This is a genomic window from Arthrobacter sp. DualSoilB13 (genome assembly GCF_055389195.1).
Genome location: NZ_AP035865.1, coordinates 2,052,473 through 2,065,381, shown reverse-complemented (window position 1 = coordinate 2,065,381; position 12,909 = coordinate 2,052,473). Strand labels below are relative to the sequence as shown.

The following is a 12,909-nucleotide window of genomic DNA, read 5'->3' as shown; positions in this document are numbered from 1 at the left end:
CGGTGATGAGTGCCGTCCTTGACGACATGGACTCCCGCCCCGGGAGTACAACCTCGTTGCTGCGCACAGTCGTTGGCCTGTATCTGCGGGACGCCGGAGGCTGGATGTCCACCAAGGACATTGTGACCCTCATGGAAGCGTTGGGGACTTCCGGAACAGTAACCCGGACTGCCCTGGGCCGGCTTCGCAAGAAAGATGTGGTGTTGCAGGAATCCCGCAATGGTGTGCCCGGGTTTACGCTGACCGAGGGCGCCGCAACCATGCTGGCCCGCGGCGACCGGAGGATCTACAACCCGCGGAGTATGTCGGAATCAGATCCCTGGTGCTTGATTTCCTTCTCCATACCGGAGACCGAACGCGAAAAACGGCATCAATTACGCCGCAGGCTGCACTGGATCGGTTGCGGTACGGTGGCTGCCGGACTGTGGATCTGCCCCGATTCGCTGCGTCCGGAGGTGGAGGAAATCCTCACAGATCTGGAGCTACGGACCATGTCCACCATCTTCGTGACGGAAACTCCGCTGGTGGGCGGCACCCTTCAGGACGCCGCGTCCAAATGGTGGGACCTGGATGCGGTAGCTGCACTGCACAGGGACTTCATCCACGAGCACGGATCAGGCAGCGGAAACGGCGCCGATGCCCAAGGGCAGTCCGGCCAACCCGTGGAGCCTTCACCTGAGGCCTTTGCTACGTATGTGCAGTGCATCGACATGTGGCGGATCATCCCGTACCTCGACCCCGGACTGCCGTCGGCGTTCCTGCCTGAGGACTGGCCCGGGGCCGAAGGTACTGCCCTGTTCAGCCGGATAGTTGCTGCCTACGCGGAACCGAGCGGGGAGTTTGTGCGCAGCATGCTGCGTGCTTCCTGATGCAGTTGCTCCCGAAGCCTACTTCCCGTTCCGGGACGCGACGCCCTGCCAGTACGGCTCCCCGACGTCCTCAAGGGGTGTCTTGGCGGTCTCCCGGGAAGAGAACGCAGCTACCCCTGCGATAACCATGCACAGGACCCCGAAGCAGGCTACGGGTAGCCAGCCGTCGCTACCTTTGCCGAGGAGCAAACCTGCGATCAACGGCGCGAATCCGGCAACCACCAAGCCCAGCTGGTTGCCCAAAGCCATCCCGGAGTAGCGGACGGGGGCGGCAAAGAGTTCAGCGAAGTAAGCGGGCCAGATCCCGTTGAAACAGGAGTAGAGCAGTGTCATGTTGACGAACGCCGCGGCGAAGACCAAGAAGATGTTGCCGGTGGATAACGCCGCGAAATAGGCGAAGATGGTCACCGAGCAGCCGATGCCCGCCGTCAGGAGCAGCGGCCGCCGGCCCACCCGGTCAGAGATCCTGGCGGTCAAGGGCATCACAAACATGGACAGGCCGATTGCCACGGCATTGACGGTGAGAATGGATGCTTTATCGAATCCCGCCGCACCTGTGGCGTAGGACAGGCCGAAGACAGTGAAGATGGTTTGCATGACCGACATGATGGACATGCCAACCACCCGGACCACATCTGCCGATTGAAAACGCAGGACTTCCCGGAGCGGCATGGGCGTAACTGACTTGCGGTCCTTTGCTTCTTCGAACACCGGGGTTTCGTCCAAGTGCGTCCGCACCCAGTAGGCGATGGCCAGAACCACAATAGAGAGCCAGAACGGTACACGCCATCCCCAGCTCATGAGGGCTTCAGTGGGAAGTGCGGCCACGGGAATGAAAACAAGCGTGGCAAGCACCATCCCTGAGGCGTATCCGGTCATGACAAAGCTGGTGAAAAATCCACGCCGTCCCTCGGGAGAGTGTTCCAGGGTCAAGGTTGAAGCACCCGCAGATTCGGCGCCGGCGGAAAAACCCTGAGCAAGGCGCCCTGCCACCAGGAGGATGGGTGCCCATACCCCGATCTGGCTGTAGCTGGGTAGGAATCCGATGCCCAGGGAAGCAAGGCCCATGACGCTCAACGTGATGAGCAGGACCTTCTTCCGGCCCAGTTTGTCACCGAAGTGGCCCATCACCAGCCCGCCCACCGGACGTGCCACATAAGCCACGCCAAAGGTGGCGAATGCACCGATCAAGCCGACTGCGGGGTCATCCGAAGGGAAGAACAAAGGACCGAACACCAATGCCGCGGCTGAGCCGTAAATAAAGAAGTCGTAGTACTCAAGTGTGCTACCCAGGAAAGAGGCCAAGGCCGCTTTTCCGGGTGTCTTGCGCAGCGCAGTGGGCTGCTGGGTTGTGCTGGACATGCGATTCTCCTTCGAATGGCGCAGGTTCGGGAACGTCGGAGCTAAAGCCGAAAGTCAACGGCGATGATCTGCTCGCTGTTAGGGAACGAGTACTTCTTGAGCGGCTCATGCAGCGGATGCGTGTTGTAAACATCAACGTCTTCCAGAGCACCGAAGTCGGCCACGATCGCGTAATCGAACGATCGATCATGCTGAAGCACATCCGGCCCGTGGGTGAGGCTCAAGAGCCCCGGAATGTTGCCCTCCATCCGGTTCAAGCCTTCAATCCATGCGGCCCGGTCCGCGACGGGAAAATCCGGTTTGAATTTGAAGAGGACCGCATGGCGGATCATGCGCCGGCTCCGGAGTCAGCACCGGATCCGGCCCCCGCGAATTCTGCAGCGAGGTATTCCGCCGGCTGCCCGGCAATGGCACGGCCTGCGAGGTACCCCATGGTCATGATGGGTCCCAGCGTGGCCCCGGCCCCCGGATAGCCTGCAGCGTAGGCATTTTCCGTGGTGTTTCCCGCGGCGAACAGTCCGGGAACTGCTTGCCCGTCAACGTCCAGGACCCTTGCCGAACCATCCGTGGCAACTCCCCCGTTACTTCCAAAGGCGCCGTTGACTACCTCCATGGCGTAAAACGGTCCACTGTGTAGTGGTCCGAGGGAGGGGTTGGGCCAAGGGCAATCGTCGTCGCCCCAGTATTTGTCGTAGGCGCTTTCGCCGCGCCCAAAGTCAGGATCCTCCCCCCTCACTGCGTACTCGTTGAAGCGCGTTACCGTGGCCTGGAGGTTTTCCGCGGGGACACCGATCTTCGCTGCGAGTTCGGCGAGGGACGGAGCTTCCACCAGATAGTCCGGAGTCGGCTGGCCCGCCCGGTGGGCGAGGACGCCGTAGCGTTCCAAGTAACTGTGATCGAAGACCACGTGGGCCGGGGTATTCAGGGGCTGGTTATTGGGCGAATCCCATGACTGCAGGCACCGTGCGAGGTCGTTATAGTTTTGGGATTCGTTGGCGAAGCGGCGGCCGTGGCGATTAACCATCAGCGAACCCGGCCCTTGCCTCTCAAAGCGGAGCAGGGTTCCAATAGGTTGGCCATCCCGGGTGTCTCCTGTGATGGACATGGGCGCCCACCAGGCTTCCCGGGTACCGCGGGTTTGGGCACCGATTCGTTGGGCCATCTTCAGGCCGTCGCCCGTGTTCGAAGGAGGCGAGCACATGATGTACAGCCGCGAAGCCAGCAACGAGTCCGCCAAGGCCGTGTCCCACTCGAAACCGCCGGTTGCGAGGACCACACCGTCGTTGGCGTGGAAGGCCTCCCCCGATTCGAGCTCGACGCCCACTACCCTGCTGCCATCACTGAGCAGCCGATGTCCGCGGGCGCCAACTACCAACGCGGCGCCATCACGGACCAGACTGGCCAAGAGCATCGAAACCAGCGCCTGGCCCTTTGCCACCAGGCCCTGCTCTTGGCGCTCGTACAGTTCCTGCCAGGGAAATTTGGTAAAAGCTCCCCAGTTTTCATATTCCTGCATGGTGAAGGGGGCCCGCCCATCAGAGCGGACATGGACAGCGAGATCGCCGAGTGCTTCACGGACGTTGTACAGCTCAGGTTCCACCGTTCTGCCACCCTCAACCGAGCCCGGGAGGTCCTGCCGGTAATCCGGAAAATTGTCCAGGAAGATGAACCGCACGCCGCATTCGTCTTCAGTGAAGCGGAGCATGGTGTCGCCGTAGTTCAGAGCGGCGTCCAGCAACTCTTTACGGCTCCGACCCCGTGCCACCGCGCGGACATACTCCGCGGCCGCCTCCTTGGAATCGCTCAGCCCCGCCTCGCGTGCATGGTGGTTGTCAGCCACCCACAGCATGCCGCCCGAAACAGCAGACGTGCCGCCCAGCAGTTCGGTCTTTTCAAGCACGACGACGGATTTGCCGGCCCGCGCGGCCGTCGCCGCCGCCGTCAAAGCACCTGCGCCGGATCCGACAACTACGACATCGTAGGTATCTGCTTTAGTCCCGTTAATGAATTTCATGGTGGTGTCTCTCTCCGTTGAATGTGGTCACACAAAGAACCTGCAGTACTACGGTGACGTTGATGTCGCGGTGTTATGCCCGCGGTGTTTGTCAGCGATACTGCTCAAACCGCCGTGTATCCGCCGTCGATGACGAGCTCTGAACCAGTGGTGAACCGGGACTCATCGGAAGCCAGGTAAAGGACCCCGTACGCGATCTCGTCCGGTTCGCCCTGCCGGGGAAGCGGGTTTCCGCCCACCAGCTGCTTGTAGTAAGCCTCCGCGCCGATGTCCGATTGCTCTGCCGAGCGGCGGCTCATCCGGGTATTCATTGACCCGGGGTGGACCGAGTTGACCCTAATGCCGTGTGCGCCGTAAGCCGCCGCATCAGACTTGCTGAGGAGCCGCACAGCACCCTTGGTGGCGTGGTAAAGAGGCACGTTGCGCCCACCGGTCAGTCCATGGATTGAGGAAAAATTGATGATGCTGCCTGACTGTTTGAGGATCATCCCCGGAACGATGTGCTTGGTCATGAGCCACACGCCCTTGACGTTGACATCGAAGATGAGGTCGAAATCGTCCAGTGTTGCTGTGTGGCTGGCTCCGGCCGGACCGATGATTCCTGCAGCATTGACCAAGACGTCGGGACTGCCGTGATCCGCAGAGACGCGGTGGATTGCTTCGACCACGCTGGCTTCATCGGTGACATCGACGTCGTACTCGGTGATGCCGGCATGTACGCCTGCAACTGCAGTTCCTGCACGGTCCAAGCTGGCCACCGTGGCTCCGTGATCGGCAAGCAACCTGGCCGTTGCGCCGCCTAGGTCTCCCCTACCGCCCGTGACTACGACAATCTTGCCGGCCACCCGCCCGTCCTTGGACGGATTACCTGCCTGTGTTGCTGTTTCCACCACAACTCCTCCTGCCGCTGCATTGCGGCTGCTGAAACCTCAGTTGGACGCAGGGCAGCACGGAATGAACCCACAAGGGCCTTTAAGTGTGGTGCCCGGGCGAGATGCCCTGCTTGGTTCCACATTGCCAGCGGCCCTGTGAGTGAAGCCACAGGGTTACCGATGAACGGGAATCAGAGACTTCCATTGCTTTGGCGGAGGGCACCTTTGAGTTCTCCGCGCCATCCCAGCGCTCGGGAGATTCCGCGTGCTGCCGTCATCAGAACAGGCACGCGGGCTGCCGTGTTTTCCTCGTTCCTGGGAACCACAACACTCAGTGCAGCCACCACGGTATTTGCCCGACCAACCACCGGGACCGCGATTCCACTGGACTCAGGGACAATAATGCCGGGCATGGAAGCGAACCCGCGTTGACGGATGCCGGCGAGGTGTCGCCGTAGTTCAGCGGGATCGGTGAGCGTCACGTCAGTGAACTTCTCCAGCGTCCGGGCCAGAAACAAGTCCTGGTAGGCAGGTGGAGAATAGGCCAGCAACACCAGCCCCGAGGACGTTCCATGGACCGGCAGGCGGCCGGCAACCTTGGTGATGTCCACCATGGAATCACGGGAGCCGATGCGCTCAATGTAGAGGACCTCATCGGAATCCAGGATCCCCAACGTAGTGGAGTGCTGAACCACCGATTGGACGTCCTCCATGAACGGCAGGGCAGCTTCGCGGAGGCCGACCATGCGGGAGCTCCTGGACACCAGCTCCCACAAGCGGGTGCCGAGCCGAACCTCGGCATTGGCTTCCCGTTCCAGCAGGCCCTCACTCAAGAGCTCGTCCACCAGGCGATACGTGGTTGTCACGGGTAAGCCGGAGCGCCGGGCCAACGCAGCGACGCTCATGGTGCGATGGGCGTCGTCGAATGCTCCGACCAAGCGGACCACACGGCGGATGACGGACTCACCCGAGGACGAGTTGGCCACCTTAGTCACCTGACCTAACGCGGGAAACGAACCGGAACCTGTCGCCGCGGAATGCGCTCCGGGTCCATTCCACCGGCGCGCCGACTGCATCCCGGGCAAGGCGGTGTACCAGCAGCAAAGGTGCCCCCATCTCTATTCCCAGCAGCCTGACCTCAGCAGGGCCGGCGAGTGCTGTCTCCACTGTGTCCTCGACGTCGGCTATCCGAATCCCGTAAACGTCGGCCAGGGCAGCATATAGCGATCCCGCCTTGGCCAGCTGGGACTTGAACCGGGGCAGCCTTGCTGGAAGCCAAGCAACCTCATGCGCCAGCGGTTCCCCCTCAATCAGGCGGATACGCTCGAGCCGGGTGACGGGCTTGCCTTGGTCAATCCCCAAATGTGCTGAGACCTCCGCATCAGAGCCCAGAACGTCCAGGGCAAGCAACTTGGAGTCAGGCCGCAGACCTTGGGTGCGGGCGTCGTCGGAGAAGGAAGTCAGCTGCCGGACATGGGTCACTTTTGGAGGCGCCACGAACGTGCCGTGCCCTTGGATGCGGCCCAGCTTTCCCTCGGCGACCAGTTCGCTGATCGCCTGCCTGACCGTGGTCCGGGAAGTTGCGTACTTTTCCGCCAAGGCGCGCTCGGTGGGAATGAGTGTGCCCGGACGTTGACCCGCTATAAGCCCTAATACCTCGGTCTTCAGGAGGTAGTACTTGGGAGCTGACTGTGGGACATTGCTGGACATAGTGGAGATCCTACTTATGGACAACGCCATTGGTCTATGCCAATGTAGATCTAATTGTCAAGGTAGACCCGATTGCCAATGGAGACCGCGTCGCCACCGTTGACCCCGTCGCCATTGTTGAGCTGTCGGTCTGAACCCACCAGATCCGGTGAACTGGCAATCCCCGGGTTTATGTTTGTCCAGTAGTCAGCACTCGAAACGAAGGGCCGTCAGTTGAAGGATTTTCAGCGAAAGAGCAGTGAATCGGCGGGAACCCTGTGACTCCGGCTGTGCTGGGCCTTCACATCGGCGGCTCTAAGACGCACGCCGTTCGCTCCGACGCAGCGCAAGGCGACATCGACGCCCGCAGCGGCACCGGCGTCGAAATCACCGAGGCCAGCGCCAACCTGTCCTCGGTGGGCCACCAGGGGGCTGACGCGGTGCTGCGCCGCATTGCTGCAAAGGTGGGCGGCGGGATCGAGGCCGTCTGTGCCGGAGCCGCCGGAGCAGATACCCCGGCTAGCCGTGCTGTCCTGTCCGCCCTGCTCACGGAGCATTTCCCGGGCGCCAGGATCGAGGTTGTGCACGACACCCGCATAGTCCTTGCAGCAGCAGGGCTCGACGTCGGAGCTGTAGTGGTTGCGGGCACCGGCTCCGTTGCATGGGGTCGGAACCGTGACGGGCGGGAAGCCCGCAGCGGAGGCTATGGGTATCTGCTGGGTGATGAGGGTGGCGGCTACTCCGTGGTGCGCGACGCCGTCCGCGAGGCTTTGCGGGAGTACTACGCAGGTCTGGAACCAGGCACATTGGTCAGAGCCGTGATGGCGGCAACGGCGAGCGCGGACGCATTGCAGCTCATGGACTCGTTCTACGCCAAACCCGAACCTGACCATTGGGCGGGTTTGGCGCCGCTTGTTTTGGATTTGGCAGCCGAGGGTGACCCGGCGGCGTTGCGGATCCAGGCTGAGGCCGCGCATTCGCTGGCAACGCATGCCCGCCAGGTTCTGGGTGAGTTGGGATTGGATCTGCCGTTGGTCATGGCTGGTGCTCTGTTGGTGAATCAGAGTCAGCTGGCCGGGGCCGTGGCGCGCAAGGTTTCCCTGGAGGACCCGTCCTCGATCCGGATTCTGGCGCAGCCTCCGGTTCACGGTGCGGTGGAACTGGCCAGGCAACTCCTTCAGAACTGATCCAGTTACGTCATGCCGGGCGGGTGATCACTGCAGCCAAGCGGAGTAGTCTGGACTCATGCCTCTCACGAGCGGTGGTTGGTAATAATGGCGCGGGCCCGGCAGCGGTGGCTGTCAGCTCTCCTGATTCCCCTTGCCTTGGCGATTGCCGTGGTGTTCGGCTCTGTCCAAGCAGGCGCCAGCGTTTCCCTTCCGCCCAAGAGCGCTGAAGAAATCCTTGCCATGATCGCGCGCACTGAGGTGCGGGCTCTGTCCGGCACTATGGAGCAGAACGCCGAACTGGGACTTCCCGAGCTGCCCTCGTCCGGTTCGGGCAGTGTTCCTGGTGCTGCCTCCGCCGTGGAATTCCTGACTGGTTCGCACACAGCCAGGGTCTACGTGGATGGCCCCCTGAAGGCGCGGTTGCAGATTCTTGACCGCATGGCTGAACGCGACGTTGTCCTCAATGGCCGCGAGCTCTGGTTCTACAACTCGAAGGACAACAGCGCCACACATCTGACAGTGCCGGCACCGTCCCTTGCTGAACTGAAGGACACCCTGCCCACTAGGCCCGCGCAGGAGATTCCGACCCCCGAGGCCATGGCCGGCCGTTTCCTTGCTTCCCTTGATGCCAGCACTGAGGTCACCGTCGGTGAGGCGGCATCGGTTGCTGGTCGAAGCGTATATTCCTTGGTCCTCAACCCGCGCAGTTCCGAAACACTGGTTGATTCGGTGAGCATCGACGTCGACTCCGAAACCGGCCTGCCCCTGGGTGTCGAGGTGCGGGCCAAGGGCCAGGCCGGACCTGCCTATTCACTGGCATACACCCAACTGGACCTGTCCACGCCGGATGCCGCGTTGTTTGACTTCACCCCGCCGCAGGGAGCGACAATCACTGAGAAGGTACTTCCGGCCAGGCCCGTGCCCACCATGACCCTTCCGTCAGAGCCGCTACACGACCTTTCGTTGAAGGCACCGGCTCATCGGGAGCAGGTCATAGGTCAAGGCTGGGGTTCCGTGATCGCCTTGCCCGCGGGTTCTGCTCCTGCTGAGTTCACGTCCAATCCCCAATTGTCCCAAGCGCTGCTTCCTGTTGACGGTGGCCGGGCGTTGACGACGTCACTGGTGAGCGTGTTGGTTCTCGACGACGGCCGCGTCTTTGCCGGCATGGTGCCTTTGGAACGGCTCCAGACGGCCGCTGCCGCCCAGTGAACGAACCCCGGGAAGCCGCCAATGTTGATGGAAGTGGGCATGCGAATCCCGTCCGCTCATCTGATCTTGTTATCGAAACGCACGCCTTAGTGAAGCGCTTCGGGCGCCGGTCTGCCGTCGACGGAATTGACCTTGCTGTGCCCCGTGGCTCGGTGTTCGGCTTTCTTGGGCCCAATGGTTCGGGGAAGACCACCACTATCAGGATGCTGCTCGGCCTTGCTTCGGCGACCAGCGGGGACATCCGCGTTCTTGGCAAGGACATGCCCCAAGGTTTGGCTTCTGTACTGCCGGGCGTTGGCGCTTTGGTGGAGGGGCCGGGCTTTTACCCTTTCCTTTCGGGTACGGGGAACCTGATGCGTTTGGATGCCGCCGACCCCCATGCGTCGTCATCGACCAGAAGTCGGCGCGTCCAGGATGCCCTTGACCGGGTTGGACTCAGCCATGCGGCGGGAAAAAAGGTCCGCGCCTACTCGCTGGGCATGAAGCAGCGCCTCGGTTTGGCCAACGCGATGCTCAGGCCGCGGGAGCTCCTGGTTCTGGACGAACCAACCAACGGCTTGGACCCCCAGGGCACCCGTGAAGTCCGCAATCTGGTTCGCTCCCTCGCTGCAGGCGGGACCACCGTGTTCGTTTCCAGCCACCTGCTCGCCGAGGTGGAGCATATGTGTACCCATGTGGGTGTGATGAGTGCTGGTCGCCTTGTGGCCCAGGGGCGGATTGAGGAGCTCCAGTCCGCCGGACAGGCCCGCGTTGTGGTGCAGACGCCCGACGTCGACGTCGCGTCCCGGGTGTTGGCACGCCTTGGCCTGGTTCCCGGCGAAGCCCCGGGAACTGTGGGTAGCCGGGGAACCACTGCGGTGTATGCGACCGGGATCAATGGCCGTGAACCCGAGGCGGTAGTGTCAGCGTTGGTTGCCGACGGCGTCCGCATCCGTGGCTTTGCAGTGGAGAACGCGAGTTTGGAAGAGCGGTTCGTGTCCCTGACCGGAGAGGGGTTCGACGTTGTCGGCTGAAACCACTGGCCTGTCCCGCGGTGGTGGCGTACGTCCAGGAATGGGGTGGGCGCTCCTGGGCTCGGAGTTGTCCGTGCTCTTCCGTCGGCTCCGCACATGGGCAATGTTGATCGCACTCGCTGCCGTGCCCATCTTGATCGCCGTGGCCGTCAAGTTATCGTCGCGGCCCACCGCTCCTGGCCGCGGGCCGCTCTTCCTGGACCGCATCACCCAGAACGGCCTCTTCGTCGCCGTCACGGCGTTGGTAGTGTGTGTCCCTCTGTTCCTGCCGCTTACGGTTGGGGTGGTAGCCGGGGACACCATCGCCGGGGAGGCGAACCTTGGAACCCTGCGGTACCTGCTGATCGCTCCCGCAGGGCGGATACGACTCTTGCTGGTGAAGTATGCCGGGGCCGTCGCTTTCTGTTGCGCCGCTACCGCCACCGTAGCTGCGGCCGGTGCCCTGGCCGGCGTCGTGCTTTTTCCTGTGGGTCCGGTGACTTTGCTGTCCGGGGATACCATCAGCGTTGGCGAGTCGGCGTTGAGATCTTTGCTGATCGCCGCCTACATCACGGTTTCCCTGCTGGGACTCTCAGCTATAGGCCTATTGATCTCAACCTTCACGGACGTGCCGGTGGGCGCCATGGCTGCCACCATTGTGCTCTCCGTGGTGTCCCAGGTGCTGGATAACCTGCCACAGCTCGAGTGGCTGCATTCGTGGCTGTTCAGCCACCACTGGCTTGGTTTCGCAGATCTTCTGCGCCAGCCGATCTCCTGGACATCGTTCGGTGAGAACGCCCTCCTCCAAACCGGGTACATCGCGGTGTGCGGCGCGCTGGCTTACGCAAAATTCTCCAACAAGGACGTCTTGTCATAGCTTTGTCGTAGGCTCTTCACATGGCCAGATTCTTTGATGTGCACCCGGAAGATCCCCAACCACGCGCCATCGGCCAAGTGGTGAACATGCTCCAAGGTGGCGGCCTGATCGCCTACCCTACCGACTCCTGTTATGCGCTTGGCGCACAGATCGGCAACAGGGAAGCCCTGGACCGCATCAGATCCATCAGGCATCTGGATGATAAACACCACTTCACCCTGGTGTGCAAGGACTTTGCACAGATGGGGCAGTTCGTGATGTTGGACAACGACATCTTCAGGAGCATCAAGGCTGTCACCCCCGGCAGCTATACGTTTATCCTCCCCGCCACCCGCGAAGTTCCCAAACGCCTCCTGCACCCCAAGAAGAAGACCGTGGGTGTGCGCATCCCTGATCACCGGGTGGTCCAGGCACTCTTGGCCGAGCTGGGCGAACCACTGCTCTCCAGCACCCTTCTGCTGCCGAACGAGGAAGAACCGTTGACGCAGGGCTGGGAGATCAAGGAACGCCTGGACAATCAGGTGGATGGCGTCATTGATGCCGGTGACACCGGCTCGGAACCCACCACCGTGATCGACTTCTCCAGCGGCGTGGCCGAGGTTGTCCGCTACGGGACGGGCGATCCCTCGCGCTTCGAATAGAGGTCACTGGATTCCTGTTCGCCGTTCACCGGAGTTGGCCGTTCACCGGAACTGGAAGCGGCATCCCGCATTCAAGGCCACCTGGGCGACGCCGGTCATTTCCAGTGCCAAGGCTGAGGGCTGTGTGGACAACTCCTGGGGTGGGTAGGCCACGAAAATGAACAGTTGGCGGTTGCCGTCCGCGCTGCTCATGGCAATGCTTCCATACCCCGGAACGTCGCCGGCGTGGCCGTAGTAGGAGCCGTTGGTGCAACGGTCATCCCAGTGATCCAGGCCAAGGCCATAGTCGTCAAACACCGTCCCCTTCATGGCGATAAGGCCTACCGGGGATAGTAAATGGCCCCTCAGCAGGGCAGCGTAGAACGTGGACATGTCCTCAACGGTGGACACCAGGCCGCCGTTGGCGATCCCGTCTGGGATTCCGGTGCCGGTAACGTCCACGGTTTCTCCCTCCAACTGGACGTATCCATGGATGAGGTCACCGGGGATTGCTGCATCAGCATCCAGCAGCTCCGTGGAAAGAAGGTTCAAGGGCGCCAGGACGTCCGTGCGGAGCACGCCACTCAGCGGCGCGCCTCTGAGCCGCTCCACCACCTGACCGAGCACAGCGTATGCATCCGGCCCTGTCGCAGCCGGCACGTCGCCGGCGTCTCCGAGGAGCTGCCGGATTGTCACCGGACCATCCACAGCGAGGGATCCGGGAAGATAAGTCGAAACGGGGACGTCTAATCCGAGCCGGCCCTCCTCCACGAGCTTCATGACTGACAAAGCCACCAGGGTCCGGAACTGCTCGCCCACAGGGAAACGGTGCCCCGGCTGGACAGCAGCCCGCCCCTCCCGGCTGAGGAATCCTTCAGCGTGAGTCCACTCTTGCTGGCCGACCCGTGCCTTGATGAGGACAGCTGACACCCCTTCATCCAGCTTCTCCCGCGAGAACAGTTCAAGGGTGGCGCGAAGCTCTTGGAACGCCGGGGTGACTGCGACGCTGTTCGTGGGCGCCGGCGCAGGCTCGAGGGTAGGAACGGAAGGAGAGCCTGACACTGCCGGTTGCGTTGTTGGATTCGGCGTTGTTGGCGTCGGCGTTGACGGGAGTGCTGCAGCGGTGGAGGGCGGGAGCGGACGTGGCTCAGGGCCGTCGGTGCACCCGCCAAGAAACATACAGCCCACAAACAAGCTCAAGAGCAAGCCGCTCGGAAATGGACGGCTCAGGGACAA

13 protein-coding genes are annotated in these 12,909 nt (G+C 62.2%); 6 read left to right on the top strand and 7 right to left on the bottom strand.

Translation table 11 applies throughout. From position 1 onward, the window contains the following. The first annotated feature begins 5 nt into the window (after positions 1-5). On the top strand, positions 6-869 hold the full coding sequence (locus ACZ5J0_RS09440; protein WP_464094659.1) for a PaaX family transcriptional regulator: 864 nt from the start codon (positions 6-8) through the stop codon (positions 867-869). 18 nt (positions 870-887) lie between these two features. Here ACZ5J0_RS09440 and ACZ5J0_RS09435 read toward each other — a convergent pair whose 3' ends face one another. The 6 genes from ACZ5J0_RS09435 to ACZ5J0_RS09410 all read right to left on the bottom strand — a co-directional run bounded on the left by ACZ5J0_RS09435 (position 888) and on the right by ACZ5J0_RS09410 (position 6,827). Beyond that, positions 888-2,231: an MFS transporter gene (locus ACZ5J0_RS09435; RefSeq protein ID WP_464094658.1), complete on the bottom strand. Its 1,344-nt coding sequence runs from the start codon at positions 2,229-2,231 to the stop codon at positions 888-890. Between the two features lie 41 nt (positions 2,232-2,272). After that, a complete protein-coding gene (locus ACZ5J0_RS09430) occupies positions 2,273-2,563 on the bottom strand; it encodes a Dabb family protein (protein ID WP_464094657.1) in 291 nt (96 codons plus the stop codon). Then, positions 2,560-4,245, bottom strand: a complete 1,686-nt coding sequence (locus ACZ5J0_RS09425) for an FAD-dependent oxidoreductase (protein ID WP_223942563.1) — start codon at positions 4,243-4,245, stop codon at positions 2,560-2,562. The genes ACZ5J0_RS09430 and ACZ5J0_RS09425 overlap by 4 nt, the downstream gene beginning before the upstream one ends. A 104-nt stretch (positions 4,246-4,349) precedes the next feature. Continuing rightward, a complete protein-coding gene (locus ACZ5J0_RS09420) occupies positions 4,350-5,135 on the bottom strand; it encodes an SDR family NAD(P)-dependent oxidoreductase (protein WP_250820175.1) in 786 nt (261 codons plus the stop codon). Positions 5,136-5,308: 173 nt separating this feature from the next. Continuing rightward, positions 5,309-6,103: an IclR family transcriptional regulator gene (locus tag ACZ5J0_RS09415; RefSeq protein ID WP_142939278.1), complete on the bottom strand. Its 795-nt coding sequence runs from the start codon at positions 6,101-6,103 to the stop codon at positions 5,309-5,311. 1 nt (position 6,104) lies between these two features. Next, the gene (locus ACZ5J0_RS09410) at positions 6,105-6,827 is read right to left on the bottom strand and encodes a GntR family transcriptional regulator (RefSeq protein WP_165450198.1); all 723 of its coding nucleotides are present in this window, start codon (positions 6,825-6,827) and stop codon (positions 6,105-6,107) included. Between the two features lie 257 nt (positions 6,828-7,084). Here ACZ5J0_RS09410 and ACZ5J0_RS09405 point away from each other — a divergent pair, with 257 nt between their 5' ends. The 5 genes from ACZ5J0_RS09405 to ACZ5J0_RS09385 all read left to right on the top strand — a co-directional run bounded on the left by ACZ5J0_RS09405 (position 7,085) and on the right by ACZ5J0_RS09385 (position 11,694). Next, on the top strand, positions 7,085-7,993 hold the full coding sequence (locus tag ACZ5J0_RS09405) for an N-acetylglucosamine kinase (RefSeq protein WP_142939280.1): 909 nt from the start codon (positions 7,085-7,087) through the stop codon (positions 7,991-7,993). 87 nt (positions 7,994-8,080) lie between these two features. Then, entirely contained in the window at positions 8,081-9,184 is a 1,104-nt protein-coding gene (locus tag ACZ5J0_RS09400; RefSeq protein WP_464094656.1) for a LolA family protein, read from the top strand. Further along, complete coding sequence (locus ACZ5J0_RS09395; RefSeq protein WP_464094655.1) at positions 9,181-10,197, top strand: ABC transporter ATP-binding protein; 1,017 nt, start codon at positions 9,181-9,183, stop codon at positions 10,195-10,197. Before ACZ5J0_RS09400 ends, ACZ5J0_RS09395 begins: the two co-directional genes overlap by 4 nt. Positions 10,198-10,237: 40 nt before the next feature. Then, entirely contained in the window at positions 10,238-11,053 is an 816-nt protein-coding gene (locus ACZ5J0_RS09390; RefSeq protein ID WP_464094714.1) for an ABC transporter permease, read from the top strand. A gap of 20 nt (positions 11,054-11,073) precedes the next feature. Next, positions 11,074-11,694, top strand: a complete 621-nt coding sequence (locus ACZ5J0_RS09385; RefSeq protein WP_464094654.1) for an L-threonylcarbamoyladenylate synthase — start codon at positions 11,074-11,076, stop codon at positions 11,692-11,694. Between the two features lie 42 nt (positions 11,695-11,736). Here the strand turns inward: ACZ5J0_RS09385 and ACZ5J0_RS09380 are convergent, their stop codons facing one another. After that, the gene (locus tag ACZ5J0_RS09380; RefSeq protein WP_464094653.1) at positions 11,737-12,735 is read right to left on the bottom strand and encodes a serine hydrolase domain-containing protein; all 999 of its coding nucleotides are present in this window, start codon (positions 12,733-12,735) and stop codon (positions 11,737-11,739) included. Positions 12,736-12,909 lie beyond the last annotated feature (174 nt).

Excerpts from the sequence above, each read along its gene's own strand:
- ACZ5J0_RS09440 (WP_464094659.1), top strand. The coding sequence starts at position 6 with ATGAGTGCCGTCCTTGACGACATGGACTCCCGCCCCGGGAGTACAACC.
- ACZ5J0_RS09435 (WP_464094658.1), bottom strand. The coding sequence starts at position 2,231 with ATGTCCAGCACAACCCAGCAGCCCACTGCGCTGCGCAAGACACCCGGA.
- ACZ5J0_RS09430 (WP_464094657.1), bottom strand. The coding sequence starts at position 2,563 with ATGATCCGCCATGCGGTCCTCTTCAAATTCAAACCGGATTTTCCCGTC.
- ACZ5J0_RS09425 (WP_223942563.1), bottom strand. The coding sequence starts at position 4,245 with ATGAAATTCATTAACGGGACTAAAGCAGATACCTACGATGTCGTAGTT.
- ACZ5J0_RS09410 (WP_165450198.1), bottom strand. The coding sequence starts at position 6,827 with ATGTCCAGCAATGTCCCACAGTCAGCTCCCAAGTACTACCTCCTGAAG.
- ACZ5J0_RS09400 (WP_464094656.1), top strand. The coding sequence starts at position 8,081 with ATGGCGCGGGCCCGGCAGCGGTGGCTGTCAGCTCTCCTGATTCCCCTT.
- ACZ5J0_RS09390 (WP_464094714.1), top strand. The coding sequence starts at position 10,238 with ATGGGGTGGGCGCTCCTGGGCTCGGAGTTGTCCGTGCTCTTCCGTCGG.
- ACZ5J0_RS09385 (WP_464094654.1), top strand. The coding sequence starts at position 11,074 with ATGGCCAGATTCTTTGATGTGCACCCGGAAGATCCCCAACCACGCGCC.